The organism is Terrabacter sp. Soil810 (assembly GCF_001429645.1).
Classification (GTDB): domain Bacteria; phylum Actinomycetota; class Actinomycetes; order Actinomycetales; family Dermatophilaceae; genus Terrabacter.
In genome coordinates this window covers 134,380-158,021 of the sequence record NZ_LMSW01000011.1, presented here as the reverse complement: position 1 = coordinate 158,021, position 23,642 = coordinate 134,380, and the positions used below count along the sequence as shown (strand labels likewise).

The 23,642-nt window shown below is 71.4% G+C and carries 26 protein-coding genes; 12 read left to right on the top strand and 14 right to left on the bottom strand.

Annotated features, from left to right (window positions below; translation table 11 throughout):
* The first annotated feature begins 366 nt into the window (after positions 1-366).
* A complete protein-coding gene (locus tag ASG96_RS06605) occupies positions 367-1,899 on the top strand; it encodes a S53 family peptidase (RefSeq protein WP_157610708.1) in 1,533 nt (510 codons plus the stop codon).
* A gap of 106 nt (positions 1,900-2,005) precedes the next feature.
* Here ASG96_RS06605 and ASG96_RS06600 read toward each other — a convergent pair whose 3' ends face one another.
* Genes ASG96_RS06600 through ASG96_RS06590 form a run of 3 tightly spaced genes read right to left on the bottom strand, consistent with a single transcriptional unit; the run spans position 2,006 to position 3,335 of the window.
* Positions 2,006-2,446, bottom strand: coding sequence for a VOC family protein (locus tag ASG96_RS06600; protein WP_057587438.1), 441 nt, complete (start codon positions 2,444-2,446; stop codon positions 2,006-2,008).
* Between the two features lie 5 nt (positions 2,447-2,451).
* Entirely contained in the window at positions 2,452-2,946 is a 495-nt protein-coding gene (locus tag ASG96_RS06595; RefSeq protein ID WP_057587436.1) for an SRPBCC family protein, read from the bottom strand.
* Positions 2,943-3,335 carry a helix-turn-helix transcriptional regulator gene (locus ASG96_RS06590; RefSeq protein WP_057587434.1) on the bottom strand — a complete coding sequence of 131 codons (393 nt, stop codon included), beginning with the start codon at positions 3,333-3,335 and terminating at the stop codon, positions 2,943-2,945. The genes ASG96_RS06595 and ASG96_RS06590 overlap by 4 nt, the downstream gene beginning before the upstream one ends.
* A gap of 178 nt (positions 3,336-3,513) precedes the next feature.
* Here ASG96_RS06590 and ASG96_RS06585 point away from each other — a divergent pair, with 178 nt between their 5' ends.
* The 4 genes from ASG96_RS06585 to ASG96_RS06570 are packed head-to-tail and all read left to right on the top strand — an operon-like array spanning position 3,514 to position 6,671.
* On the top strand, positions 3,514-3,909 hold the full coding sequence (locus ASG96_RS06585; protein WP_056752399.1) for a molybdopterin-binding protein: 396 nt from the start codon (positions 3,514-3,516) through the stop codon (positions 3,907-3,909).
* Positions 3,906-4,778 (top strand): molybdate ABC transporter substrate-binding protein, encoded by an 873-nt coding sequence (gene modA / locus ASG96_RS06580; protein WP_082591670.1) that lies wholly within the window; start codon positions 3,906-3,908, stop codon positions 4,776-4,778. The genes ASG96_RS06585 and modA overlap by 4 nt, the downstream gene beginning before the upstream one ends.
* 37 nt (positions 4,779-4,815) lie before the next feature.
* The gene (locus ASG96_RS06575) at positions 4,816-5,601 is read left to right on the top strand and encodes an ABC transporter permease (RefSeq protein WP_057587432.1); all 786 of its coding nucleotides are present in this window, start codon (positions 4,816-4,818) and stop codon (positions 5,599-5,601) included.
* Positions 5,598-6,671 (top strand): ABC transporter ATP-binding protein, encoded by a 1,074-nt coding sequence (locus tag ASG96_RS06570; RefSeq protein WP_057587431.1) that lies wholly within the window; start codon positions 5,598-5,600, stop codon positions 6,669-6,671. The genes ASG96_RS06575 and ASG96_RS06570 overlap by 4 nt, the downstream gene beginning before the upstream one ends.
* Before the next feature lie 19 nt (positions 6,672-6,690).
* Here ASG96_RS06570 and ASG96_RS06565 read toward each other — a convergent pair whose 3' ends face one another.
* Entirely contained in the window at positions 6,691-7,944 is a 1,254-nt protein-coding gene (locus ASG96_RS06565; protein ID WP_057587429.1) for an MFS transporter, read from the bottom strand.
* A gap of 159 nt (positions 7,945-8,103) precedes the next feature.
* A complete protein-coding gene (locus ASG96_RS06560) occupies positions 8,104-9,000 on the bottom strand; it encodes a peptidoglycan DD-metalloendopeptidase family protein (protein WP_082591669.1) in 897 nt (298 codons plus the stop codon).
* A gap of 141 nt (positions 9,001-9,141) precedes the next feature.
* Between ASG96_RS06560 and ASG96_RS06555 the strand changes: the two genes are divergently transcribed.
* Both ASG96_RS06555 and ASG96_RS06550 read left to right on the top strand, forming a co-directional pair.
* On the top strand, positions 9,142-10,287 hold the full coding sequence (locus ASG96_RS06555; protein ID WP_056752382.1) for an acyl-CoA dehydrogenase family protein: 1,146 nt from the start codon (positions 9,142-9,144) through the stop codon (positions 10,285-10,287).
* Between the two features lie 48 nt (positions 10,288-10,335).
* Complete coding sequence (locus ASG96_RS06550; protein ID WP_057587426.1) at positions 10,336-11,112, top strand: SDR family NAD(P)-dependent oxidoreductase; 777 nt, start codon at positions 10,336-10,338, stop codon at positions 11,110-11,112.
* A gap of 70 nt (positions 11,113-11,182) precedes the next feature.
* Here ASG96_RS06550 and ASG96_RS06545 read toward each other — a convergent pair whose 3' ends face one another.
* Together ASG96_RS06545 and ASG96_RS06540 are read right to left on the bottom strand one after the other, a co-directional pair.
* Positions 11,183-11,578: a hypothetical protein gene (locus ASG96_RS06545; RefSeq protein WP_057587424.1), complete on the bottom strand. Its 396-nt coding sequence runs from the start codon at positions 11,576-11,578 to the stop codon at positions 11,183-11,185.
* Between the two features lie 10 nt (positions 11,579-11,588).
* Positions 11,589-12,419 (bottom strand): FHA domain-containing protein, encoded by an 831-nt coding sequence (locus ASG96_RS06540; protein ID WP_057587422.1) that lies wholly within the window; start codon positions 12,417-12,419, stop codon positions 11,589-11,591.
* 182 nt (positions 12,420-12,601) lie between these two features.
* On the opposite strand from ASG96_RS06540, the gene arfB reads away from it, so the two are divergent.
* Entirely contained in the window at positions 12,602-13,057 is a 456-nt protein-coding gene (arfB, locus tag ASG96_RS06535) for an alternative ribosome rescue aminoacyl-tRNA hydrolase ArfB (protein ID WP_082591668.1), read from the top strand.
* Between the two features lie 92 nt (positions 13,058-13,149).
* Here arfB and ASG96_RS06530 read toward each other — a convergent pair whose 3' ends face one another.
* Positions 13,150-13,476, bottom strand: coding sequence for a DUF952 domain-containing protein (locus tag ASG96_RS06530; RefSeq protein WP_057587420.1), 327 nt, complete (start codon positions 13,474-13,476; stop codon positions 13,150-13,152).
* A gap of 145 nt (positions 13,477-13,621) precedes the next feature.
* Here ASG96_RS06530 and ASG96_RS06525 point away from each other — a divergent pair, with 145 nt between their 5' ends.
* The 3 genes from ASG96_RS06525 (at position 13,622) to ASG96_RS06515 (ending at position 16,475) form a co-directional block, all read left to right on the top strand.
* Positions 13,622-14,497 (top strand): alpha/beta fold hydrolase, encoded by an 876-nt coding sequence (locus tag ASG96_RS06525; protein WP_057587418.1) that lies wholly within the window; start codon positions 13,622-13,624, stop codon positions 14,495-14,497.
* Between the two features lie 155 nt (positions 14,498-14,652).
* Positions 14,653-15,159, top strand: coding sequence for a SigE family RNA polymerase sigma factor (locus ASG96_RS06520; protein ID WP_056752366.1), 507 nt, complete (start codon positions 14,653-14,655; stop codon positions 15,157-15,159).
* A complete protein-coding gene (locus ASG96_RS06515; protein WP_057587415.1) occupies positions 15,156-16,475 on the top strand; it encodes a hypothetical protein in 1,320 nt (439 codons plus the stop codon). Before ASG96_RS06520 ends, ASG96_RS06515 begins: the two co-directional genes overlap by 4 nt.
* 248 nt (positions 16,476-16,723) lie before the next feature.
* Here the strand turns inward: ASG96_RS06515 and ASG96_RS06510 are convergent, their stop codons facing one another.
* Complete coding sequence (locus ASG96_RS06510; RefSeq protein WP_057587413.1) at positions 16,724-17,413, bottom strand: Crp/Fnr family transcriptional regulator; 690 nt, start codon at positions 17,411-17,413, stop codon at positions 16,724-16,726.
* A gap of 177 nt (positions 17,414-17,590) precedes the next feature.
* Between ASG96_RS06510 and ASG96_RS23165 the strand changes: the two genes are divergently transcribed.
* Positions 17,591-17,788 (top strand): hypothetical protein, encoded by a 198-nt coding sequence (locus ASG96_RS23165; protein WP_157610704.1) that lies wholly within the window; start codon positions 17,591-17,593, stop codon positions 17,786-17,788.
* 4 nt (positions 17,789-17,792) lie between these two features.
* Here ASG96_RS23165 and ASG96_RS06505 read toward each other — a convergent pair whose 3' ends face one another.
* The 5 genes from ASG96_RS06505 to ASG96_RS06490 all read right to left on the bottom strand — a co-directional run.
* Positions 17,793-19,457, bottom strand: a complete 1,665-nt coding sequence (locus tag ASG96_RS06505; RefSeq protein WP_057587411.1) for a peptide ligase PGM1-related protein — start codon at positions 19,455-19,457, stop codon at positions 17,793-17,795.
* A complete protein-coding gene (locus ASG96_RS06500) occupies positions 19,454-20,608 on the bottom strand; it encodes an adenylate/guanylate cyclase domain-containing response regulator (protein WP_235506389.1) in 1,155 nt (384 codons plus the stop codon). Before ASG96_RS06500 ends, ASG96_RS06505 begins: the two co-directional genes overlap by 4 nt.
* A complete protein-coding gene (locus ASG96_RS06495) occupies positions 20,608-21,000 on the bottom strand; it encodes a response regulator (protein ID WP_056752354.1) in 393 nt (130 codons plus the stop codon). Before ASG96_RS06495 ends, ASG96_RS06500 begins: the two co-directional genes overlap by 1 nt.
* On the bottom strand, positions 20,997-21,788 hold the full coding sequence (locus ASG96_RS24095) for a response regulator (RefSeq protein WP_235509166.1): 792 nt from the start codon (positions 21,786-21,788) through the stop codon (positions 20,997-20,999). Before ASG96_RS24095 ends, ASG96_RS06495 begins: the two co-directional genes overlap by 4 nt.
* 101 nt (positions 21,789-21,889) lie before the next feature.
* A partial coding sequence (locus ASG96_RS06490; RefSeq protein ID WP_235509087.1) for a GAF domain-containing protein occupies positions 21,890-23,590 on the bottom strand: 1,701 nt, incomplete at its 3' end.
* Positions 23,591-23,642 lie beyond the last annotated feature (52 nt).

Here is a 23,642-nt window from a genome sequence, read left to right as displayed (position 1 = left end):
GGGGTCAGTATGCCGTCCGGCGAGGGCGGGACGGAACCCGGGCGCCTCCACGGGAAAGTGCGCATTCCGTGATCCCTTGCCCATTCGGGCCGCGCATACCGTCGTCCAGCACGGCAGACACCACTGAATGTGCACCCGAGCGACATGTGGCTTCCGGCGCCTTGGGGTGGGTGGGTGTCGACAGCGACCCGGGCACTCGCGATTCTGCGAGGAACCCGTGAACTCGCACTGAATGTCCGGTGAGTTGTGGTGGCGACCTCGCTTCGGCGGTTCCCTGAGTAGTGGCTGTCGACGACGATGTCGTGTCGCCGGTGAGCCGAAGGATCGATCCGCAGATCACAGGCACTCGGGGAGCTCGGAGCAACCATGATCCACACCCAGCCGAGAGCGGTGGCGACCATCAGCGCCCTCGCCCTCGCCACCCTCGGCGCGGCCACGAGCGGCGCCCTCGCACCGGTCAGCGCGGCACCCGCCTCACCAGCCCGGACGACCACGTCCCTGTCGGGCCTGCACCCGACCGTGTCCGACTACGTCCAGGTCTCGGCCTCGACGACTCCGCCGACGGAGGCGCAGTGCTACTCCGTCGGGCGGCGGTGCTTCACGCCGACGTCGACCCGCGCGGCCTACAACGTCCAGGGCCTCATCGACAGCCACTTCGACGGCCGCGGCATGACCATCGCCATCGTCGACTCGCACGGCAGCGACACGATGGCGCACGACCTGCACGTGTACGACCAGGCGTTCGGGCTCCCCGCCATGTGCGGCGAGGAGTCGGTGTCGTGCGCTGCCGGCATGCCGACCTTCAGCGAGCTGCAGCTCCAGGGCAGCCCGGCGACCAAGGCGCCACCGTCGACCAGCAAGGGCACCGGCCTGCAGGACAAGGCCGCCTGGGCGCTCGAGGTCGCCCTTGACGTCGAGACGGCCCACTCGATGGCCCCCGGCGCCAACATCCTGCTCGTCACCACGCCGAACTCCGAGACCCTCGGAGTCCAAGGCTTCCCGCAGATGATGGCGGCCGAGCAGTACGTCGTCGACCATCACCTCGCGAACGTCATCTCGCAGAGCTTCGCCTCGGCGGAGGACGCCTTCGGCAGCTCCCAGTCGCTGCTCAACCTCCGGCATGCCTTCGTCTCCGCCGCCCAGAGCGGCGTCACGGTGCTCGGGTCGTCGGGTGACGGCGGCACGGCGAACACGATGAAGCAGCCGGTGAAGGCCGGCGGCGCCCTCATCCCCTACCCGACCGTGGAGTGGCCGGCATCCGACCCACTCGTGACGGGAGTGGGAGGCACCTACCTGTGCACCGACGCCCAGGCGAGCGCCGGCCGCGTCGTCGACAGCATCCACCCCCCGGCCAAGTGCCAGGCAAACCCGGGCGCAGCCGAGGTCGGGTGGACCTTCTCGGGCGGCGGCTTCAGCCACGTCTTCGACACCCCCGCCTACCAGTCGACCCTGCCCACCGGCAGCACGCCGATCGGCACCAAGCGCGGCGTTCCCGACATCGCCCTCCAGGCCAGTGCGGGCACGGGCGCGCTCGTCTACCTGTCGCTGCCACCCGACGGCACGGCCGGCCTCTTCTGCGGGAGCACTCCCTGCAGCACCGGCTGGTACGACATCGGAGGCACGTCGTTGTCCTGTCCCCAGTGGGCGGGGCTCGTCGCCATCGCCGACCAGATCAACGGCGGCGGGCTGGGTCTGATCAACCCGGGCCTCTACCGGATCGGCGCCAACCCCGCTCGGTATGCCGCCGACTTCTACGACGTGACACTGGGCGACAACACGGCCGATCCCAGCGTTGCGGGATATCCGGCCACGACCGGGTGGGACCCGGTGACCGGTCTCGGCACTCCGAATGCGGGAGTGCTGCTGCCCGATCTCGTCCAGGCGGTGCACGGCAACTGACCACCGGACGGCGCGCATGAGCGTCATGGCCTGAACCGGGGACCCGGTGGCCTCGGACGCCGGCGAAGTGCCCACTCGACCGCGAGTGGGCACTTCGCTCGGGGCGTCAGAGCTCGACGCCCTCACCGAAACGGCCGCGGGCCTCGTGCGGGATGAGCGGCTTGTCTGCCCGGACCTTGAGCTCCTGGACGGCCCACGAGTTGCCGTCGGGGTCGGTGAAGCCGAAGAACGTGCCGCCGTCGCGAGGGTCGATGACCTGGACCTCGGAGCACTCGACTCCCCGGCCGACGAGCTCCTCGCGCGCGGCGGCGGCGTCCGGCACGACGAGCTGTATGCCGTGCAGCGAGCCGGGCGCCATCGCCTTCTGCGACGGAAGGTCGCCGACGACGATCGAGCACCCGGAGCCGCGCGGCGTCAGCTGCGCGACGTGCATGTGCTCGTTCTGCGTCTCGTGGTCGAGGTCGAAGCCGACCTGGTCACGGTAGAAGGCGATCGCGGCCCCGAGGTCGCTGACCGGGACGATGACGACCTCGAGGGTCCAGTCCACGGCGCTCAGCCCTGCGCCGTCGCGGGGGCGGCGACTCCGAGCAGCTCGTCGAGTTGCTCGTAGCCCTGGGCCATGCCCTTCTCCATGCCGCTCTCGACCATCATGTCGCGGCCCTCGACGGTCGGGCCGACGCTGTGCCCCTCGAGCCGGCAGCGGCCGTCGCCGAGGTCGACGAAGCGCATGAACTCGATGGCGACCTCGTCGGGCGCACCCTCGAACTCGAAGGTCTGGATGGCGAGGTCGTTCTCGCGCACGGTGTGGAACGTGCCGTGGAAGCCGTAGACGTTGTCCCCGTCCCGGTGCGTGTAGCGGTAACCGCCGCCGGACGTGAAGTCCCAGCGCTCGATCTGCATCTCGTAGCCTCGCGGCCCGAGCCACTGGCGCACGAGCTCGGGGTCGCGGTGGGCGTTGAACACGGCCTCGACGGGGGCGTCGAACTCGCGCGTGAAGTCGATCCACGGCTTGCCCGCGGGGATGTCGAGGGTGAGTGGGTTGGTCATGACTGCTGCTCCTTGTCGGTGATCGGTGTGGTTGCGTCCGCCTGGATGGCGGGCTGGGTGGTGCGTTCGAGGACGGCATCGAGCGACCGGAAGCGCTGCTCGGCGGCGAGCCGGTAGCGGTCGATCCAGGCCGTCATCGCCTCGAGGCGGGCGGCCTCGAGGTGGACCGGACGGCGCTGGGCGTCGCGGGTCCGGCTCACGAGACCCGCCAGCTCGAGCACCTGGATGTGCTTGCTGACGGCCTGCTTGCTGATCTCGAACGGTTCGGCGAGCTCGTTGACGGTCGCGGCGCCCCGGCTGAGGCGGGCGATGATGGCGCGGCGCACGGGGTCGGCCAGGGCCGCGAAGGCGCGGTCGAGGTCGGCTTCCGATACGGGCGAGAGGATCATTGTCAACTAACTCCTTGATCAACTAATACGTTGATTAAACGCCGGTGCCATCCCTCCCGTCAACCCCCTGCCGCCACCAACCGCACCACCCGCGGTGGCCGACCCTGGCCGCTCGAGGTGCGCACGCGGCATACGCAAGCACAGCGGCTCCCGCACCTGCGGGTGTAATGTCACGCTCATGCCGCATCTGCGAATCACCGAGGCAGCCTCCCTGCTCGGCGTCTCCGACGACACCGTCCGGCGCATGGTCGACTCCGGCCGCCTCGACGGGGCGACCGACGACGCCGGCCGACGCACCGTCGACGGCGCCCAGCTCGCAGCGGTGGCCCAGGAGCTCGCGCATCCGGCTGCGGTCGGCGCCATCGGGGGCGCATCCGCCCGCAACCGGATGCGCGGCATCGTCACCGCCATCACCCGGGACACCGTCATGGCCAAGGTCGAGCTCCAGTGCGGGCCCTTCCGCATCGTCTCGCTGCTCTCGAGCGAGTCCGTCGACGACCTCGCCCTCGAGGTCGGATCCGTCGCCGTCGCCAGCGTCAAGTCGACCCACGTCGTCGTGGAGGTCCCCGCGTGAGCGCCGGGCCATCGCGCCCCGCGCAGCCCCGGAGCCCCCGGAGCGCCCGGAACCCCAGGAGCGCCCGGACCCCGCGTGGGGCCGTCGCGGCCGCCGTCGCGACCCTCGCCACCGCCCTGCTCGTCGCAGGGTGCGGCAGCAGCACCCCCACGACGTCCGCCGACGGCACCGGACAACCGGGGAAGTCGGGTGCCTCGGCGGCCTCCTTCGAGGGCACCGTGACGGTCCTCGCAGCGGCGTCGCTCACCGAGTCCTTCGACCAGCTGAAGAAGGACTTCGAGGCCGCCAACCCCGGCGTGACCGTCGAGACGTCCTACGGGTCGAGCGCGACCCTCGTGCAGCAGGTCGACAACGGCGCACCCGCCTCGGTCATCGCCCTCGCCGGCACGGCCGCGGCGGAGCCCCTCGACCAGGCCGCCGTCAAGGACACGCAGAGCTTCGCGACCAACGTCCTCGAGATCGCCGTGCCACCGAGCAACCCCGGTGCGGTCACGTCGATCAACGACCTCGCGAAGCCGAGCGTCAAGGTCGTGCTCTGCGCCGACACGGTGCCGTGCGGCAAGGCCGCGCAGGCGACCTTCAAGAAGGCGCGCATCGTGCCCAACGTCGTGAGCAAGGAGGTCGACGTCAAGGCGACCCTCTCCAAGGTCAAGCTCGCCGAGGCCGACGCCGCCGTCGTCTACCACTCCGACGTCGTCGCGGCGAAGGACGCCGTCACCGGAGTGGAGATCCCGTCGCAGTTCAACACGAGCCTGTCCTACCCCGTCATCAGGCTCTCCGACGACGCGGCGACCAAGGCCTTCGTCGCCTACCTGCTGAGCGCCAAGGGTCTCGCGACCGTGCAGTCGTTCGGCTTCGGCGCGCCCTGAGCAGCGGGCCGTCGGGCCACCGGGAGGATGACCTGACATGAGGTATGCCGGCCGGTGGCGTTCGCGGGTCGCGCTCGGCGTGCCGGCAGCGCTCGCCCTGCTGCTGCTCGTCCTGCCCCTCGTCGCGCTGCTCCTCCGCGCCGACTGGGCCCGCATCCCGTCCGACCTCGCGACCCCGACCGTCCTTCCGGCGCTGCGGCTCTCGCTGACGACGACGTCGGTCACGGCCGTCCTGTGCCTGCTGCTGGGCACTCCCCTGGCCTGGTTCCTCGCCCGCTCCGACCACCGCGCCACGAGCTGGGTGCGGGCACTGCTCACCGTGCCCCTCGTCCTGCCGCCGGTCGTCGGCGGCGTGGCGCTGCTCATGACGTGGGGCCGCAACGGGCTCATCGGGCAGCACCTGGCGCCGCTCGGCATCCAGATCCCGTTCACGACGGTGGCGGTCGTGCTCGCCGAGACGTTCGTCGCGATGCCCTACTACGTGCTCGCCGTCGAGGGTGCCATGCGCGGCCTCGACCCCCGGCTCGAGTCGGTGGCGCGCACGCTCGGCGCGAGCGACCTGCGCTACCTGCGCACGGTGGGCATCCCGCTCGTGCTTCCCGGTATCGCCGGTGGCCTGGCCCTTGCGTGGGCGCGCGCACTCGGGGAGTTCGGCGCGACGATCACCTTCGCCGGCAACTTCCCGGGGCGCACCCAGACGCTGCCACTGCTCGTCTACGTCGAGCTCGAGCGTGACCCGCAGGTGGCGATCTCGATCTCGATCATGCTGCTCGCGGTCAGCGTGCTCGTGCTCGGTGTGCTGCGCGGACGGTGGCTCCGATGAGCAGGTTGGTCGCCGCCGGCGAGGGCCTCGACGCGCGGATCTGCCTGTCACGCGGGGAGATCGAGGTGGACGTGGTACTGACAGCAGAGCCCGGCCAGGTGATCGGCGTGCTGGGACCCAACGGTGGGGGCAAGACGACCACCGTCCTCGCACTCGCCGGCGTGCTCGCCCTCGGCGAGGGCCACATCCGGGTCGCGGGCGACGTCTGGGACGACGGCCGCCGCCGCCTCGCACCCGAGCAGCGTGCCGTCGGTCTGATGCTGGCCGACAGCCTGCTCTTCCCCCACCTGCGTGCCCTCGACAACGTCGCCTTCGGCCCACGCAGCCGCGGCATCAGCCGGCACGAGGCCCGGGAGCGCGCGCGCACCGAGCTCGAACGCGTCGGCCTCTCCGACCGCGCCACCTCGCGACCCCGGGAGCTCTCCTCCGGTCAGCAGGCGCGCGTGGCCCTCGCGCGCGCGCTCGCGACCGACCCGGCCCTGCTGCTCCTCGACGAGCCGCTCGCCGCCCTGGACCCCGACACGCGCGCACGGACGCGCAGCGACCTCGCGGCCCGCCTGACGGCATACGACGGGGTGACGGTGCTCGTCACCCACGACCCGCTCGACGCGCTGACGCTCGCCGACCACCTCGTCTTCGTCGAGGACGGGCGGGTGACGCAGGCGGGCACGCCGGCCGAGGTGCTGAGCGAGCCGCGGAGCGCGTATGTCGGCACGGTCGTCGGGCTCAACCTGTATGCCGCACAAGGCGATTCACATGGCCACGTGCACACGGCGGACGGTGGTCTCATCGTCACGACGAGTCCGACCGAGGGCGCGGTGTGGGCGACGATCCCGCCGAGCGCGGTGTCGCTGCACCGGCACGAGCCGGAGGGGTCGCCCCGCAACGCGTGGCGGCTGCGCATCGCATCCGTGACGATGCAGGGCCAGTCGGCCCGCGTCGGTCTCGTCGGTGACGTGCCCCTCACAGCCGAGGTGACGCTCGAGTCGGTCACGGCGCTCGGCCTGCAGGTCGGTCAGGGTGTCTGGGCCGCCGTCAAGGCCACCGAGGTGCGCACCTACCCGCGCTGACACCCGCTGCCGACTCTGTTCACTCGAGTGAGCGGGTGGTGGTGTGGCGGATCCGGAGGAAGGCCAGCACCGACGGCAGCTGCACCGCCGCGGAGACGAGCAGGGCCACGGGGATCGAGGTCCGGGTCGCGAGGGCGCCGAGCGGCGGCCCACCCGCGACCTGGCCGATGGCGTTCGCCTGGCTGTTCATCGACAGCACCGTCGCGCGCGAGGCCGACTCGAGGTTGCGGTTGAGCCACGTCGCCTGGATCGGCGCGCTGAAGGCGCTGCTCGCGTTGTGCAGCCACAGGGCCGCGAGGACGAGCCACAGGTTGCCGAGGAGGGCGACCCCGACGACGGCCACGACCTGCGCCGCGGACGCGAGCGCCACCGGCAGTCCCGGGTTCTCGTCGACGACCCGAGCCGGCAGCCAGCGGCCGCTCGCCCCGGACGCGAGCAGCGAGACGACCGAGCCGATGAGCGCGAACACGGTGAACGCCACGGCCGGGTCGCTGCCGAGGAACGCGGGCATCTCGAACGTGTCGAGCACGCGCACCTGCCACAGGCGGTCGAAGACCTCGCTCGAGAGCCCGACGAGCACGCTGACGAAGAGGAAGACGCGCACGACCTGCCGCCCACGCGCGATCCGCAGGCCCGCGACGAGCTGGTCCTTGAGGTGCCCGAACGTCTCCCGTTCGCCGCGCGGTGTCGGGTGGAAGTGGCGCTCCGGCATCGTCACCGCGAGGCCCACGGCCAGCAGCACCAGGGTCACGCCCGCCACGATGATCGGCACCCTGAGGGCGATCAGGCCGAGCCCTCCGGCAGCGAGGATGCCGACGAAGCCGAAGGCGAGGTCGAGCTGCGTCTCCCTCGTGAAGACCCGCGCGACGTGCGCCTCCCCCACCTCGTCGGTGATCCACGCCTGGAGCGCACCGGACGTGAACGTGTAGCCGATGCCCCAGATGACGTTGCCGACGATCGCGGCGGCGAAGGTCGCGACGACCCCCTCGACCGCGAACCCGACGCCGACGAGGAAGAACCCGATGATGACCGACACGCGTCGGCTCCACAGGTCCGCGACGATCCCGGTCGGCACCTCGAAGACGAAGCACGTCGCCTCGAGCACCGTGCCGACGAGCACCATCTGGAAGGGGTCGAGACCGACGACGCGGTACTGGAAGACGAGGTTGAGCGTGAAGCACGCGGCATACGCGAACGCCGCGACGGCCGTCAGCACGTAGAAGGTGGCCGTCGCGTCCACCTCGCGCAGCGGACGCCGCAGGAGCGTGAGCACGGCTCGACCGTAGGGCCCGCGAGGTCGTGCCGTCGCGCGGTTTCCCGAGCACGTATGCCGGGTGGCCGGCCCCGTGACCATGGCTGGGGCTCGGCAGGCGAGGGCGACCGGCGGGTCGGCGGCCGGGACCGACGTGGTCCCGGCCGCCGACGTGCCCGCTCAGGGAAGCGCGAGGAAGGCGTTGCGGAGCAGCGGCTGGTTGTTGACGAAGCCGTAGTCCGCGCAGGCGGCCGCGCTGCACGACACACGCGAGTCGACGCCGACCCGCATGTCGATGTGCAGGTGCGAGTCGGTGCAGAGGGCGTGGTACTTCGTGCCGACGTAGCCGAGGCGCTGGCCCTTGGTCACGGACTGCCCGACCGAGACCACCGGGGCGGGGCTGTCGTCCATGTGGGCGAAGTACCACAGCCGGCCGAAGCCGTCCTTGACGGTGACGGTGCTGCCGACGCTGTCGCAGGCCGTGCTGCCCGCACGGACGTTGCGCGTCATCACGGTGCCGTTGACCGGCGAGAGGACCGAGGTGCCGGTCGCAGCGAAGATGTCGGACGCGTTGTAGTCGTGGTGGCAGTTGACCTTGCTGTCCCAGCACCAGTGCGGTGTGCGGTTCTTGATGTCGGCCTGCGTGACGCCGAGCGGGAAGCGCAGCGACGCGTCGCCGATGATCTGCGAGGCGTTGTTGTTCTTGACGTTGGCGTTGAGGTCCACCTGCGCGCCGTTGGGGACCTCGTCGTAGACCCCGCCGAAGTCGCTGTTGTAGAAGACGAACACCGACGTGCCGGTGCGGTTCCAGACCGAGGCGGTGTTGTTCTTGACGCACTGGCCCTGGCCGGACCCGCTGCTGACGAACGTGATGCAGCCGGACCCCGAGCCGTAGTCGCGCTGGGAGTTGACGAGGTCGACGCGGGATCCCGCGTTTCCGCTGTTGTAGTAGAGGCAGAACTCGCCGGACTCGCACACCCCGTTGCGAGCCGTGGCGCTGGCGGTCGGCGCGGTGCCGACGAGTGCGGCTGCGACGCCGAGCATGGCGACCAAGCCGACTGCGAATCTCCTGAACATGTCGTGTCCTTCCAAAGAGCGGTGTGGTGGTGCCCTGTCCGACCCACTGAACCGACGTCGCCTAACTGGCTCCTAACAGGACGAGGAGCCCCTCACGTCTCACACTTTGGACGAAATGCTCGGACGTCCTAGTATCTAGCCATGCCAGCGACGAGGTTGATGCCGACTGACGAAGCCACCGACCTGATCGAGCTGACGCGGGAGATCTGCCGCAAGGACCTCGCGCCGAAGGTCGACGACGCCGAACGCGCCCACACGTTCCCCGGCGAGACCTTCCGGACGCTCGGCCGGGCGGGCCTGCTGTCGCTGCCCTACCCCGAGGAGTTCGGCGGGGCCGACCAGCCCTACGAGGTCTACCTCCAGGTCGTCGAGGAGATCGCCTCCGTCTGGATGAGCGTCGCGGTCGGGGTCAGCGTCCACAGCCTCACGGCATACCCCGTGGCGACCTTCGGCACCCGCGAGCAGCAGGAGGCCCTGCTGCCGGGGATGCTCTCGGGCGAGCAGCTCGGCGCGTACTGCCTCTCCGAGCCCCTCGCCGGGTCCGACATCGCCTCGATGACGACCCGGGCCACCCGCAGCGACGACGGCTGGTCGCTCAAGGGCACCAAGGCGTGGATCTCGCACGCGGGCCACGCCGACTACTACACGACCTTCGCGCGCACGTCCGACGACGGCGGCAAGGGACTGTCGACGTTCATCGTGCCGGGCGACGCACCGGGCCTGAGCTTCGCCGAGCCGGAGCGGAAGATGGGCCTGCACTGCGACCCCGTCGCACAGGTGATGTTCGACGCGGTCCACGTCGACGGGTCCCGCCTCGTCGGCCAGGAGGGGCAGGGCATGCACATGGCCCTGTCCGCCCTCGACGCCGGGCGCCTCGGGATCGCCGCCGCCGCGACGGGACTCGCGCAGGCGGCACTCGACGCCGCAGCCGACTACGCCACCGAGCGCCAGCAGTTCGGGCGCCCCATCGGTGACTTCCAGGGCCTCGCCTTCCTCCTCGCCGACATGGAGGCCGCCGTCACGTCGGCCCGCGCCACCTACCTGCACGCCGCCCGGCTCAAGGACGCCGGCCGCGGCTACGGCAAGGAGGCCGCCGTCGCCAAGCTCGTGGCGACCGATGCCGCGATGCGCGTGACGACGGACGCCGTCCAGGTGCTCGGCGGCGCCGGCTACACCGAGGACTTCCCGCTCGAGCGCTACATGCGCGAGGCCAAGGTCACCCAGATCTTCGAGGGCACCAACCAGATCCAGCGCCTCGTCATCTCGCGCCAGCTCCTCGCCCGCTGAGCCTCCGCTCCCCCCTCCCGACTGCCCGTCCCCGCGAAAGGCCTTGTCATGCAGCTGAACTCGTCCACCGTCGCCGTCGTCACCGGTGGCGGCTCCGGCCTCGGCGGTGCCACCGCCCGCCGTCTCGTCGCGGACGGCGCGACCGTCGTCATCATCGACCTCGAGGGATCCACTGCGCCGGCCCTCGTCGACGAGCTCAACGCGCAGCGCCAGGGCAGCGCCGTGTTCGTCGCCGCCGACGTCCGGGACGAGGCACAGGTGCAGGCCGCGATCGAGCGGGCCACCGAGCTCGGGGAGCTGCGGATCGCCGTCAACTGCGCGGGCGTCGCCACGCCCGGCCGGGTCCTCGGACGAGGCGGACCGCTCGCCCTCGACACGTTCCGGACGGTCATCGACATCAACCTCGTCGGCTCGTTCAACGTCCTGCGTCTCGCGGCCGCGGCGATGCTCGGCAACGAGCCCGTCGACGGCGACCGAGGCGTCATCGTCAACACGGCGAGCATCGCCGCCTTCGACGGCCAGATCGGCCAGGCCGCGTACGCCGCCAGCAAGGGTGGCATCGTCGGGCTCACGCTGTCGGCGGCTCGGGACCTGGCCGACAAGGCGATCCGAGTCATGACGATCGCACCCGGCACGTTCGAGACGCCGATGCTCGCCGGGCTCCCGGGCGAGGTCAAGGAGGTCCTCGAGAAGCAGGTGCCGCACCCGTCGCGCCTCGGTCGCCCCGAGGAGTACGCCAACCTCGTGCGCCACATCGTCGACAACCCGATGCTCAACGGTGAGGTCATCCGCCTCGACGGCGCCCTGCGTATGCCGCCGCGCTGAGACCGCTCCCCGTCCCGACGTGTGCCGCCCCCAGTCGCTGGGGGCGGCACACGCGTCTTCCGGGCGACCCTCAGACGGGCAGCATCGTCGACACGCCGCCGGCCAGTGGCCCGAGCCAGCCGGCGAGGGCGCGGATCGGTTCCACGAGGGCGGCACCGGCCGACGCCAGCGCGCCGATCGACCTGAGCCGCTGCGTCAGTCGCTCGAGGGCCGAGGCCGCCACCGCCCGGTCGGGCTCCTGCACTCCGAGTGCCTCGTCGATGCGCGCGGCCTCGTGCCGTGCCACAGGGTCTGCCGACGCCTCGGGGCAGGCATCGATCGCTGAACGTAGGTCGGCCAAGGCGTCTCGACCCTGCTTGAGGTCCTGGCGCAGGTGGACCGTCGAGTGCTGCCCCCCGTGGACGTGCTGGTCGCCGTCGACGTTGTTGATGGTGCCGGCGTTCTGGTTGTTGATGTTGAAGGTCATGGCGGTCTCCTCAGTAGTCGTGCGACCAGGGCCGTGCGGGCATCTCCCGGTCGACCCGCTTGCGCCGCGAGGCGGCGACGACGTGAAGCACGAGTCCGATGACGAACAGCACGACGCCGACCGACGAGACCGCGGCTCCGGTGAAGGCGAGCTGGAAGCTGCCCATCGACGGCAGGGTGGGCGGGTTCGTCGTTCCCGGCGCCGCGGTGAAGCCCTCGTCGATGGCTCCCGTGATGCCCTGCATGAAGCCCATGGAGCCGAACAGCTGCACGCCGAAGCCGAGCGCGAAGACGACGAACCCGGTCCACAGGAGCCATCGGGCCCTGGTCCGCGTCGCGGCGATCTCGCGCAAGAAGCTCTCTCGCTGGTGGATGTAGGCGTTGTACTGGTCACGCCCGACGTTGTTGATGGTGCCGGCGCGCTGCTCGTCGACGTCGTAGCGAACCCCCGGCTCGGCGCGGCGGTCGGTACCGGTTCGGGCCCGAGCCCCGGCCGGGGTCGGCCCGGCCGGTGGCAGGACACGCGTCCCCGAGTCGTCGGTCGAGACCCTGAGCCGGACCCGACCCATGGTCACGACGTCACCGGCGTGCAGCTCGACGACGCCATCGACGGGCTCGTCGTTGACCCAGGTGCCCCCTGATGAGCCGAGGTCCCGGATGCGTACCCGACCGGACCTGACCTCGAGCTTGGCGTGGACCCGGCTGAGGTAGGGATCGTCGAAGCGCAGGTCGCACGCCTCGGCACGCCCGACGAGGAGGTCGTCCTCGCCGAGCTGGTAGCGCCGGTCGTGATCCGACTCGGGCGCGAGAACGGTGACGTGTGTCGAGTGGTCCGTCTGCATGACCTGTCCCCTCCGGGCATCCTTCGCGCCCGTGCCTGCCGAGGGCGCACGGCGACGGCGGAACGGTGGATGGGTGCGCGCCCTCTGGTTGCCGTCACCGGACGGAGGGCGAAGCGGCCCCGCCAGATACGTGGGAGGCACGTGCCGCAGCGAGGTGGTCGGCCGGGCGGCACAATGGTTCGGTGAACGAGCCCGGCGGTGACCTCGTGATCGCGGCCGGCCCCGGTCTGCCGCGCGGTCTCGTCATCCCCGCGGTCGAGCTCGTCGAGCGGTTCAGCCGGTCGTCCGGCCCGGGCGGTCAGGGCGTCAACACCACGGACAGCCGGGTCGAGCTCGTCTTCGACCCGGAGGCGTCGACCGCCCTGACGCCCACCCAGCGGGAGCGCCTCGTCACCGCCCTGGCGGGTCGCCTCGTCGCCGGCCGGCTCACGATCGTGGCCTCCGAGCAGCGCTCCCAGCTGCGCAACCGGTCCGCGGCCCGTGAGCGGCTCGCCGACCTGCTCCGCGAAGGTCTGGCGCCCCCGCCTCCGGCACGCCGCGCGACGAAGCCGACGCTCGGCTCGAAGCGGCGGCGGATCGAGGGCAAGAAGCGCCGGTCGCAGGTGAAGTCGGGCCGGGGCCGCATCAGCCCCGAGTGACGGGCATGAGCCGCGGCTTCTCCACGTTCAATGGGGCACGCGACGTGGCCTCTCGACGTGCAACAGTGGGCACGACGTGGCCACTCGACGGGTCAGGCGTGGGGTGGTGCCAGCACGGTCGTGTCGACGACGGCGTCCACCTCGATGGGGCCGTAGAGGTGCGGGAATGTCTCACCCGTGGCGGGGTCGCCGACCTCGTGGACGACACGCGAGGTCAGCCTCGACTCGTCGACGTGCAGCAGCACGAGCGGCTCGGTGACGTCGGCGTAGAAGCGGGACCGCACGACCGGCCACTGCTGCGCCGACGAGGCGTGGATGAACCCCTCCTCGGCGAGGGAGCGACCGCGCGTCGAACGCACGTAGCTGCCGTCGCGGAGGGCCTGCTGCCAGTGGGCCTGCTCGGCCAGGTGGTAGATCATGCGCCGCGACGCTAACAGGCGAGCGCCGCCGGTGACGTGTATCTCAGGGAGGGCACGCGGCCCCTGAGGAGAGAGAGGCTGGAGGTGTGGATCGCGGTCGACCGCAGTCCCCGGCCGCACGCACCCGGTGGGAGGACGACGCACCATGACCAGGACGCAGGGCCCGCGCGACGAGGCCGAGCTGAGCTACCCGGCGAGCGTCGCGAACCTCGGTGGGCACGACCTCTCCTACGTCGACACCGGTCACGGCTCGGCCATCCTCTTCATCCACGGGCTGCTCGGCTCGCACGAGAACTGGACCCACCTCGTCGACCGCCTCGACACCGAGCACCGGGTCGTCATCCCCGACCTCTTCGGGCACGGCGCCTCGGCCAAGCCCGTGGGTGACTACTCGCTCGGCTCGCACGCCGCCATCCTGCGCGACCTCATCGACCGGCTCGAGATCCCGAGGGTCACCCTCGTCGGCCACTCGCTCGGGGGCGGTATCGCCATGCAGTTCTGCTACCTCTTCCCCGAGCGGGTCGAGGCGCTCGTCCTCGTCTCCAGCGGTGGCCTCGGGCGGTCGGTCAGCCCGCTGCTGCGCTCCGCCACGCTCCCCGGGGCCGAGCTCGTGCTTCCCGTCATCGCCTCGACGTGGGTGCGGGAGCGGGTGGAGACCGTCGGCCGGGCCGTGCGGGGCCTCGGGTGGCGTCCCAGCGCCGACGTCTCGGCGGCCTGGAAGGGCTTCACGTCGCTCTCGGACGCCGAGAGCCGCCGCGCCTTCCTCGCCACCACCCGCGGGGTCATCGACCCCGGTGGCCAGACGGTCAACGCGCACGGACACCTGACGACCGCCGACCACATCCGCACGCTCGTCATCTGGGGCACCCGCGACCGGATGATCCCCGTCGGCCACGCCGAGCGGGCTCACGAGGTCTTCCCCGGCGCCGAGGTCGTGCTCTTCGAGGGTGCCGGCCACTTCCCGCACCTCGAGCAGCCGGACCGCTTCGCGAGCGTCCTCGAGACGTTTATCCACGGCTGACCCGAGGCTGAAGCGGGCGCTCAGCGCCGGAATGCCTTCCGGTCCCGACGTGCCCGATGTGCCAGACGCACCCTCCCCGGAGAGGATCGTGCCCGATGACAACCTCTGGGCGGCCCCACCGCGTTGAGGGTGCGTCCAGCCACACCAGACAGGGGATGTCAGTGGGAAACACCGAGCGCGAGGTCGACTTCTCGGCCTACGTGCGAGCGCGACAGACCTCGCTCGCACGATTCGCGTACCTGCTCACCGGGGACCCGCACAGCGCCGAGGACCTCGTCCAGTCGTCGCTGGCGAAGGTCTACGGCAAGTGGGACCACATCAGCACCGTCGAGTCGCCCGACGCCTACGTGCGCAAGGTCATGGTCAACGAGCACACGACGTGGTGGCGGCGCGCCTGGCGACATCGCGAGCGCACCGACAGCGAGCTGATCCGCGTCATGGACCCGGCAGCCGCGCCGGTCACGGGGCACGACAGCGAGCTGTGGGCCCACGTCCGCTCGCTCGCACCGCAGCAGCGGGCCGCCGTCGTCCTGCGCTACTACGAGGACCTCACGGAGGCCCAGACGGCGGAGATCCTCGGGGTCTCCGTCGGCACCGTCAAGAGCCACACGAGCCGAGCCATCAGCTCGCTGCGCAGCCGCATGAAGGAGGTCACGTCTTGACCACGCCAGACCAGGAGAACGAGCTCCAGGCCCTGCTCAGGCAGCACGCCGGCGGCATCGAGGTGTCCGGGGACTTCGCACCGGTCGCCATCGCGCGCCGTCGTCGCGACCGGCGCAACCGGGCCGTGCTCGGGGCGGCGGCCGCTGTCGCCGTCATCGCCGTGGCGGTGCCGACCGTGTGGTCCGCGGGCCGCGGCACGCCGCCGGTCCCGGCGCTGACCACCTCGTCGACGTCGGTCCCGTCGTCGCCGAGCTCGGTGCCGACCCAGACGCCGTCGGTGACGACCGGCACGGGCACGGTCGCTCCCCCGACCAGCGCCCCTCCGCTGACCAGCGCGCCTCCGACGGCGACGGGCACGATCCCGCCGAGCGGCACGGCACAGGTGGCGACGCGCGGGACGGCCTACGCGCTGGACGACACGATCCGCTTCGGCGACAAGGTCTTCCGGCTCCAGAAGGGCACCGCCGTCGAGACGTTCGCCGTGCTCGGCAACGGTGGCTTCGTCGTCGCGTCACACATGTCAGACGGGCCCTCGCAGAGCATCATGGAGATCCTGTCGCCGGGCGGTCGCCTCGTCACCTCGCTCGGGGTCAGCGGGACGTACGCCGTGTCGCCCGACGGGTCACGGGTGCTCGCCAAGAGCGGGGACTCCGACACGGTCGTGGTCTACGCCGCTGACGGCTCGAAGGTGGCCCAGCGCACGGACGACCGCGAGCCAGGCGCGATCGTCGGTGACCTCGCCTACCTCACCGGGGACACGACGACGGGCTCGCTCGAGTGGGACGTCGCGACGGGGACGTCCCGGAAGCTCCCCGCGCACGTCGTGGCGGTCTCCCCGGACCGCAGCCGGGCCGCTCTCCAGTGGTTCGTCGCGACGGACGCGATGGACGAGGCGTGCTGGGCGGTCGTCGACCTGACGAGGTCGACGTTCCCGAAGACGGTGGAGAGGTGCGGCGCGGGCCAGAACCCGACCATGTTCATGCCGACCGCCTTCTCGAGCAGGGGCACCTACCTCGTCGGCTCGCACTACCTCGACGGCGGCTTCTGGTTCAGCGCCGGCGTGGTGCGGGTCAGCGACGGCACGGTCGTCCTCGGCGGCACCGGGGACCGCGTGGTCTCCGGCTGGACGTGGCACCTCGGCGACGACGAGTCCACGCTCGTCATCTCGCGCAACACGTCGAAGCCGCTGACTCCCGCCGCGCGGAACACCGTCCAGCGATGCACCCTGGCCATGGACTGCAGTGTCCTGCACCCCGAGATCGGACTGAGCAACCCGTCCTCCTTCACCGAGCCGAGGTACGTCGTCCCGAGGTGAGCCCGGGCCCGCCGAGCACCCACGTATGCCGTTCGCCCACCCGGGCGGACGGCATACGTGTTCGGGGAGAAGACCTGTCGGCCGCGTGCAACCATTCCCGGGTCGTCGGTTCCGACAGGGGGAACCGACAGAGAGGCACTCACGATGCCTTCACCAGAGGACGAGGACGACTTCGCCGCGTTCGTCCGAGGCCGCCCGCCCGACCCACGCCAGAGCGGTGGGTCCTGTCACGTCGCGGACGGAGGTCGTCAGGCGTGCCCGAGTGGGTGGGTGACGGTCGCTGTCCGGCGCAGGGCCCCGGGGTCCACGACCGTCACGCGCCCACGGTCGAGCGCGACGACACCACCCGACTCGAGGCGGCGCAGGACGCGGTTGGCCGTCGGCCTGGTGACGCCGGCGAGCTCGGCGAGCTCGGACTGGTTCAGCTGCACTGTCACCGGTGAGCGTGACTGCGCGCCAACGGCATACACCCCGCACAGGGACACGAGACTGCGCACGACTCGGAGCTCGGCCGGCGTGTGCAGGGCCTCCATGAGCGCCTCGGTGAGGCGGTTCACCCGGGCCGCGAGCAGCCGCACGAGCAGCCGACTGACCTCCGGGTGCTTGGCACACAACCGCTCGAAGTCCGCGAAGGCCAGGGCCAGGGTCACGGTCGGCTCGACGGCCTCGATCGTCGCCGTGCGTCGCCCGGCGCGCACGATCATCGCGAGCTCCCCGAAGGCCTGACCCGGACCCATGACGGAATACGCCAAACGGTCACCCTGCTCCGACGACCGGCGGGCGACGACACGCCCCTCGACGACGAAGTGCACGGAGTCCGCGGTGTCCCCCTCGTGGAAGACCACCTCGCCCGTGGCGTACGTGTGCCGGTGCATCGTCGCGACGACCTCCCGGCGCTCGCTCGGTGCGAGGTCGGACAACAGCCCGAGCTCGAGCATCACGGCAGCACCCTCGCGGCGACTGGGTGCCGACGAGCACGCCCGGGGTGTCGCCACGCGCACAGACACCTGCGCGCATCAGCGGGACCGTCATGAGTGGCGACATCAGGACGTGACCGCACGACGACATCCGCGGAACGAGGGGCGGCGAACCCCTCACTGAGGGAAGGCACTTCGATGACCACGACGACGACACGACGACGAGTCCACCCGGACCTGGCGCACCACCACCCCCGAGTGACGCGCCTGTCCCGTGGCGGCTGGACGTGGGAGTGCGACTGCGGCGGTGCATCGGCCCGGTCCGTCGTGGCCCGCCTGACGTGGCACCAGGCCTTCGTCGGCGCCCTCATCCACTCCGCCTCGATCGCCCCCTGAGCGGTCACCGAAGACCCTCTCCGAGGCGCCCCCGATGGGGCACGGGGAGCGGCACGAGGGACGCCCGCGCCTCGGTGAGCAACGCCGACTCCGCCCGGTCGAACACATCCTGGGCGGAGTCTGGCGTGTCCCCGATGGCCGTCATGCCCACGCGACCGCACTCGGTGATCGAGCTGATCATGTGGAAGACGACGCCCGCCTGGCGGGACTGGTCGAAGTGGAGCCCCGCCCGGGCCACGAGGTCGAAGAGGTCGTCGACACCCAGGCCCCGGAGAGACGTGTCCTGGAGGTGGTCGGTCGCCACGAGATGGCGCTCGGCGCCGGACGGGGTGACGAAGCGGCCCTCCTCGTGGACGTAGGTGCCGTCGGTCAGGAACTGCAGCGTGAGGAACGGGTGCGTCGTGCCGCCCCTGCGCAGGTTGATCTCGATGGCGTGGGTCTGCCAGCGCTCCCCGTGGCGGACCACGACGAAGTCGAGGGCGAAGCGGCCGAGCACCCCCTTGTCGGCGAGGACGCGACCGACCTTCTCCGCCTCGCGGGTGATCGTCGTCGCGTAGGCCGGGTCGGCCGGGAACCGCGCGCCGAGGTACATCTGCCCCGTCGGGCCTCCGAGCACCTGGTCGTGGGTCGAGAGGATCTCGAGCTCCCCGAGCGGGGTCACGCGCAGCTGCACGCTAGGGCTGCGCACCTCGTCACCGACGATGCGCTCCTCGACGATGCCACCGCGCTCGTCCAGCCGCCCGAGGTAGGCCCCGGTCTCGATGCGTTCGTCCTCGAGCTGCATCCCCAGCACCCGGTCGGTGACGACCGCACGCAGCGAGCCTCCCTCGTCGCCCGGATCCGCCGCCGCGGCGTCCACGTCGGTCAGGTCGACGAGGGCGTTGCCCGAGCCCGAGACACCCTCGTCGAGCTTGACCATGGCCCACTGCGCGTCGGGCCGAGACGCGTGTAGCTCGAGCACGGCGTCGACGACGTCGTCGACCGAGTGGACGTCCTCGGCGCCGAAGGGATGGTCGACGCCGGCCTCGGCGAAGACCCTGCGGCAGCCGGTCTTGGTGCCCAGCGGGTAGAGGCGCGGGTCGGCGGCATACATGGGGATGCCGAGCATCAGCGCCAGGTCACGCTCGCGCGTCGTGCTCGTGTAGGGGATGAGGTGCGACCGCGCGGGGTCCGGTACGAGGGAGGCGATGCGGGAGAGAACCCGCGGGCGGGCCAAGAGCTTGTCGGTCAGGGGTCTCGGGGAGGAGTCACCCACCGAGACCAGGTCGAGGCGGGCCCGGGCATGGCTCGGGATGACGCCGGGCAGCAGCGACAGGTAGTACTCGATGATGTGCTCGCTGATCGGCATCGACGTCACGTAGACCATCCGGAGGCATGGCTGGCGCAGCAGCAGCAGCAGGAAGAGGAAACGCTCCTCCATCGCCTGGTTCATGGCGCCCGCCGACGGCGCGAGGTGGTCGACGCTCATCGACGGCACGACGACCACCGACTCCCGGGGGTCGCCTTGACCAAAGCTGCGCCAGACCTCGGGCAGGACCTGCTGCAGGTCGTCGAACAGTCGGCCGCGGGCCGCCTCGTCGAGGTCGTCGAGGCCACCTCCGGCAGCCGTCGGCGCTGGCGTCGTCGGGTCGGCCGGGGCCGGGGTCGGGGTCGGGGTCGTCGGGTTCATGGGTCGTCCTCCCGGTCGGTGGTGCCGATGACCTCGTGGACCTCGAGGGGCCGCGAGATGCCGCGCAGCTCCACCGGCCCGAGCGAGCGCGTCTCGAAGCGCTCGTCGAGGCCGGCGCGCACGCGGGGGCTGATGAGGATCTGCCGGGCTGCCGCGGTGGCGCACAGGCGCGCCGCGACGTTGGTGACGGTCCCGATCGCCGCGTAGTCCCAGCGGCCCTCGAAGCCGACGCGGCCCAGCGTCGCGTAGCCCTGCGCGATGCCGATCCCGAAGCCGAGGTCGTGCCCCTGCCGGGACCACCGGGAGGCGAGCTCGTCGACGCGGTCACGCATGTCGAGTGCCATCCGCACCGCCCGCTCGGGCGCGTCGGGACACGGCGGCGGGTCGTTGAAGAACACCATGAGCCCGTCGCCGGCGAAGTGCTCCAGCGTGCCCTCGTACGCGAAGACGAGCTCCCCGAGGGCGCCGTGGTAGTCGCGCAGCACCGACATGGTCTCCTCGGGCTCGGCGGTCTCGGCGAACGCGGTGAAGCCGCGGAGGTCGGTGAAGACGGTCGTGATGTCGCGTCGGTGGCTCTCGAGGAAGGACTCGTCACCGGACTCGACGATGAGTCCCGCGATCTGGGGCGACAGGAAGCGGCGCAGGCGGCCCAGCCGGTCGAGGTCGTCGACCTGCTCGGCGACCCGGCTCTCGAGCTCGGCGTTCCAGCGCTCCAGCGCGACGGTCTGCTCGAGCACCGTGTCGTGCAGCCGCTTGACCCGCGCCAGGGACCGGACACGAGCCATCAGCTCGGCCTGGTCGAACGGCTTGGTGATGAAGTCGTCGGCCCCCGCCTCGAGGGCCCGCAGCCGCTGCTGGGTCCCGCTGGCCGTGACCATGACGACGGGCAGCATCGCGGTGCGAGGGTCGGCCTTGATGCGCTCGCACGTCTCGTAGCCGTCCATGACGGGCATCAGCACGTCGAGCAGGACGACGTCGATCTCGCACTCGGCGAGCGCCTCGAGCGCGGCGGCGCCCGACGCCTCAGAGCGCACGAGGAACCCCCGCGGCTCGAGGACGGCGTGCATGAGCTTGCGGTTCTGCTCGAGGTCGTCGACGACGAGGACCCGCACGCCGGCGAGCGAGGGGACCGTGGCTGCAGGGACCGGCATCATGGGCTCGGCGCGTCTCGTCGGGGCAGGTGGCGGCGCACCTGGGCCGGGAACTCACGGACGCTGATCGGCTTCTCGAGGTAGCCCGCGAAGCCCGAGCCGAGAGCCCGCTCGCGGTCGCGGTGCATGGCGAACGCCGTCAACGCGACGATCGGGATGTGGGCCGTCGGCTCGTGGTCACGGATCAGCTCGAGAGCGGCGAAGCCGTCGATCCCGGGGAGCTGGAGGTCCATGAGGATGACGTCGGGCAGGGTCGCCCTCGCCTGCTCGACCGCCTCCTCACCGGTGGTCGCGACGACGACGCAGAAGCCGGCATACTCCAGCACGTCCCGCGCCAGCTTGAGGTTGCGGGGGTTGTCCTCGACGAGGAGCACGACGGGGAGGTCGCTCACGGCTGCCCCTCCCCCGTGTGCTCCGCCGCGACGGTCGCCAGGCGGCGCGCGAGACCCGGGAGGTCGATGCCGGCCTTCTCCGCGACGAACGCGATGCGCCCCTCGAGGCGTGAGCGGTCTTGCGGCGTCAGGGACTTCGCGGTCAGGACGACGATGGGGGGCCCGTCGGAGTCGCGGTGCGGCCGCAGCTCGTCGATGACGGCGAAGCCGTCGACGTGGGGCATGAGCAGGTCGATGACGACGACCGACGGGGCGACGGCACGGACGAGGTCCGCCGCCTGCTGGCCGCCCGCGCACGTGTGCACCTCCCAGCCGAGCGGCTCGAGCGTGCTGCGCACGAGCTTGAGGGCGAGGGGGTCGTCGTCGACGACGACGACACTGAGCCGGGGAGTCTGCTCGTCGGCGCGCGGCGGTGGCAGCAACCGGGTCACGGCCGCGAGGAGGTGCTCGCCGCTCACCGGCTTGACGAGGTACTCCGTCGCTCCGAGAGCGAAGCCACGACCTCGCTCCGGCTCGACGCTGACGACGACGACGGGCACGTCAGCCGTCGTCGGGTCGCTCTTGAGCGCCGTCAGGACCTCCCACCCGTCCATCCCGGGCAGGTGGATGTCGAGGACGACCGCGACCGGGTCCTGGGCCCGGACGAGGTCGAGTCCCTGCTCGCCCGTGGACGCACCGACGGCGCGGAGGCCGGCTGCGCGCAGGTGCAGCTCGACGAGCTCGGCCGAGCGGGGGTCGTCCTCGATGACGACGACGGTCGGGCCGGTGAGGGAGCCGTCGTCGACCATCCACACCTCGCCGCCCGCCGCACGGTCGGCGTCGGGCTGCGGGACCGAGATCCCGAAGGTGCTCCCGTCGCCCGGGGTGCTGGTGAGCCAGAGGCGTCCANACCCTGCTGGAACGAGTCGAAGATGCGCTCCTGGTCCGCGGGCGCGATGCCGATGCCCGTGTCCGTGACCGTGACGTCGACCTCCTCCGCGTCGCGCCAGGCCCGGACGACGATGCTGCCGCCGTCCGGGGTGAACTTGACCGCGTTGCTCAGCAGGTTGAGCAGCACCTGCTTGAGGCGCAGCTCGTCGGCCGTGACGAGTCCGAGGCCGGCGGCCGCCTCCAGCGTCAGCCGTATGCCGTGCAGTGCGGCGCGCTCGCGCACGAGCGACAGCGCCTGGACGAGGATGTCGTCGATGGGAAAGGTCGTGAGGTCGAGCTCCATGCGTCCGGCCTCGATCTTCGACAGGTCGAGGATGTCGCCGAGCAGGGCGAGCAGGTGGCGACCGGCGGAGTGGATGTCCTCGAGGTAGTCCTCCTGCCGTTCGTTGAGGTCGCCGAACATCCGCTCCAGGAGCACCTCGGAGAAGCCGATGACGGCGTTGAGGGGCGTCCGCAGCTCGTGCGACATGCTCGCGAGGAACTCCGACTTGTGGCGGCTGGCCTCGGCGAGGGCGACGCTCTGCTGCTCGAGCTGCTGGTAGAGACGGGCGTTGGTGAGCGCGACGGCCGACTGGCTCGCGAAGGCGGTGAGCAGGTCGCACGTCTCGTCGCTGAACGACCCGGTCGACTTGCGACGCACGACGAGCGCCCCGACGACCCGGTCGGGACGCACGAGCGGGATGGCGACGAGCGAGCGCCAGCCCGACCCGTGCAGCACGGCCAGGTGGGGGTCGAGCGGGCCGGGCTCGGCGTCGAGATCGGGGATCTGGAGGACCTCGCGGGTGCTGGCCGCCCGGCCCACCCACGTCCGGTCGATGTGGATCTCCGCGCCACGCAGCGCGTCGATGACGTCGGCGCTCGTGCCGTAGGCCGTGCGCACCCGGAAGAGTCCGGTCGCCTCGTCGAACTCCATGAGCGACCCGCCGTCGGTGTCCGAGAGCTCCACGGCGTGGGTGACGATCGTGGTCAGGACCTCGTCCGCGACGAGCGTCGAGCTGATCGCCTCGCCGACCTCGGCGAGCGCCTCGAGCTGGTCGACCTTGCGGCCCAGCTCGGCCGAGCGGCTCTCGAGCGCGGAGAAGAGCTCGACGTGCCGGAGCGCGAGGGCTGCCTGCTCCGCGAAGGTCGACAGGAGCTCCTGAGCGGCCTCGTCGAAGGGCGCGACCTCGGTGCGCCAGACGTTGATGGCGCCGACGACCTGGTCGCCGACCACCATCGGAGCGCCCATCATCGTCCGGTAGCCGCCGACCCGTTGGAAGTCGGTGCGGCGGTAGTCCGGGTCGGCGAGGACGTCGTCGATCTGGTGCACGGTCCGGTCGATGGTGACGCGCCCGACCAGCGTCGCCCGGTCGCGGGCGATCGGGTGCTGCGAGACGAAGTCGACGAACTCGGGCGTCAGCCCGCTCGAACGCGCGAGCACGTAGGAGTCACCCTGGACGAGGTAGATCTGGGCCACCTGCGCCCCGAGGAGACGCCGTGCGCTGTCGACGACGGCGTCGAAGACCTCGTCGCGACTGGCGGCGCCGCCGGTCGTCGAGGCGGTGAGGACCTTGAGGATGTCGCTCGTGGCACGCAGCTGCTCCTGCGTCGTCGCAAGTCGGTCGGCGAGATCGTGGACGACCTCGACCGGCTGAACGCCCGCCTCTTCGAACCCGCCCATGCGAGTCCCCCATCGCGCTGTGAGTCCCTGTGGTCCCCCAGATGAGTCTCCT

What these genes read in the sequence shown, in the direction of transcription:
- ASG96_RS06605 (WP_157610708.1), top strand. Translation starts at nt 367, where the DNA reads ATGATCCACACCCAGCCGAGAGCGGTGGCGACCATCAGCGCCCTCGCC.
- ASG96_RS06595 (WP_057587436.1), bottom strand. Translation starts at nt 2,946, where the DNA reads ATGACCAACCCACTCACCCTCGACATCCCCGCGGGCAAGCCGTGGATC.
- ASG96_RS06590 (WP_057587434.1), bottom strand. Translation starts at nt 3,335, where the DNA reads ATGATCCTCTCGCCCGTATCGGAAGCCGACCTCGACCGCGCCTTCGCG.
- ASG96_RS06585 (WP_056752399.1), top strand. Translation starts at nt 3,514, where the DNA reads ATGCCGCATCTGCGAATCACCGAGGCAGCCTCCCTGCTCGGCGTCTCC.
- ASG96_RS06575 (WP_057587432.1), top strand. Translation starts at nt 4,816, where the DNA reads ATGAGGTATGCCGGCCGGTGGCGTTCGCGGGTCGCGCTCGGCGTGCCG.
- ASG96_RS06570 (WP_057587431.1), top strand. Translation starts at nt 5,598, where the DNA reads ATGAGCAGGTTGGTCGCCGCCGGCGAGGGCCTCGACGCGCGGATCTGC.
- ASG96_RS06560 (WP_082591669.1), bottom strand. Translation starts at nt 9,000, where the DNA reads ATGTTCAGGAGATTCGCAGTCGGCTTGGTCGCCATGCTCGGCGTCGCA.
- ASG96_RS06555 (WP_056752382.1), top strand. Translation starts at nt 9,142, where the DNA reads ATGCCAGCGACGAGGTTGATGCCGACTGACGAAGCCACCGACCTGATC.
- ASG96_RS06550 (WP_057587426.1), top strand. Translation starts at nt 10,336, where the DNA reads ATGCAGCTGAACTCGTCCACCGTCGCCGTCGTCACCGGTGGCGGCTCC.
- ASG96_RS06545 (WP_057587424.1), bottom strand. Translation starts at nt 11,578, where the DNA reads ATGACCTTCAACATCAACAACCAGAACGCCGGCACCATCAACAACGTC.
- ASG96_RS06540 (WP_057587422.1), bottom strand. Translation starts at nt 12,419, where the DNA reads ATGCAGACGGACCACTCGACACACGTCACCGTTCTCGCGCCCGAGTCG.
- ASG96_RS06530 (WP_057587420.1), bottom strand. Translation starts at nt 13,476, where the DNA reads ATGATCTACCACCTGGCCGAGCAGGCCCACTGGCAGCAGGCCCTCCGC.
- ASG96_RS06525 (WP_057587418.1), top strand. Translation starts at nt 13,622, where the DNA reads ATGACCAGGACGCAGGGCCCGCGCGACGAGGCCGAGCTGAGCTACCCG.
- ASG96_RS06520 (WP_056752366.1), top strand. Translation starts at nt 14,653, where the DNA reads ATGTCAGTGGGAAACACCGAGCGCGAGGTCGACTTCTCGGCCTACGTG.
- ASG96_RS06510 (WP_057587413.1), bottom strand. Translation starts at nt 17,413, where the DNA reads ATGCTCGAGCTCGGGCTGTTGTCCGACCTCGCACCGAGCGAGCGCCGG.
- ASG96_RS23165 (WP_157610704.1), top strand. Translation starts at nt 17,591, where the DNA reads ATGACCACGACGACGACACGACGACGAGTCCACCCGGACCTGGCGCAC.
- ASG96_RS06505 (WP_057587411.1), bottom strand. Translation starts at nt 19,457, where the DNA reads ATGAACCCGACGACCCCGACCCCGACCCCGGCCCCGGCCGACCCGACG.
- ASG96_RS06500 (WP_235506389.1), bottom strand. Translation starts at nt 20,608, where the DNA reads ATGCCGGTCCCTGCAGCCACGGTCCCCTCGCTCGCCGGCGTGCGGGTC.
- ASG96_RS24095 (WP_235509166.1), bottom strand. Translation starts at nt 21,788, where the DNA reads ATGGTCGACGACGGCTCCCTCACCGGCCCGACCGTCGTCGTCATCGAG.